This window comes from Streptococcus sp. 1004_SSPC (assembly GCF_001069025.1).
In the GTDB taxonomy this organism is placed as follows: domain Bacteria; phylum Bacillota; class Bacilli; order Lactobacillales; family Streptococcaceae; genus Streptococcus; species Streptococcus vestibularis.
Genome location: NZ_JWGQ01000059.1, coordinates 1 through 991 on the forward strand (window position 1 = coordinate 1; position 991 = coordinate 991).

The following is a 991-nucleotide window of genomic DNA, read 5'->3' on the forward strand; positions in this document are numbered from 1 at the left end:
GCCATTTGGAAGTTTCTTAGTCTCTACGAAGCGGTAACCTGGAATATCTTTCTTAGGTTGTTCACCATCTTCTGTTGGATAGTTCGGAATTTCATTGCCGTCTTTATCCTTATGACTTGTCTTAACTTTCTCATAAACGTGTTCGATGTCGCCGTTTGGAAGTGTCTTAGTCTCTACGAAGCGGTAACCTGGAATATCTTTCTTAGGTTGTTCACCATCTTCTGTTAGTGAAAGTGGGTTACCATCTTTATCAACGAATGAAGTATCAGGACGAACTGTAGGAGTGTAAGTAGCTGTGACTGGTGTTCCATTCTTATCTACACGTTTAACGGTTACACCTGATGCTTTACCAACGAAGTCTGGTTCTGGTGTAAAGGTTACTTTACCGTTTTCATCGATTGTATAAGTTCCTTCACCTGGTACTATTTTTGTAGTTGTTCCATCTTCGAATGTTGGTGGTACATCTTCATCGATTGGCACATTAGGATTTCCTGGTGTAAATGTTGGTGTTCCTGTTTGAGGTTGTCCTTTAGGTCCTTCAGATACTGCAGGTGTTCCTTCTGGTTTCACCGGTGTTACTGTTGGAGTGTATTTAGCTGTGACTGGTGTTCCATTCTTATCTACACGTTTTACTGTTACCCCTGTTCCAACTCCTGTGAATGTCTTCTCAGGCGTAAATATTACTGTTCCGTCTTTCGCTACTGTGTATGTTCCTTCGCCTGGAATAGTCTTAGTTGTTGATCCGTCTTCGAATGTTGCTGGTACTTCATCATCCATTGGAACTTCTGGATTACCTGGTGTGAATGTTGGTGTTCCATTTTGTGTTTTACCTTGGATATCTGTTGTCTCAGCTGGTTCTGCTGTCGGTGTTACTGGCGTTACTGTTGGTGTGTAAGTTGTTTCTACCTTAGTTCCGTTAGTATCCTTTGCTACAACCTTAGCTGGATCTGGTGTACCAACAAAATCTTTGTTTGGTTGGAATGTAATAACT

At 41.5% G+C, this 991-nt stretch carries 1 pseudogene; it reads right to left on the bottom strand.

Annotation, left to right across the window (positions count from 1 at the left end):
* Nucleotides 1-991 (bottom strand): annotated as a pseudogene (locus ADF62_RS04485) (YSIRK signal domain/LPXTG anchor domain surface protein); the annotation flags it as partial.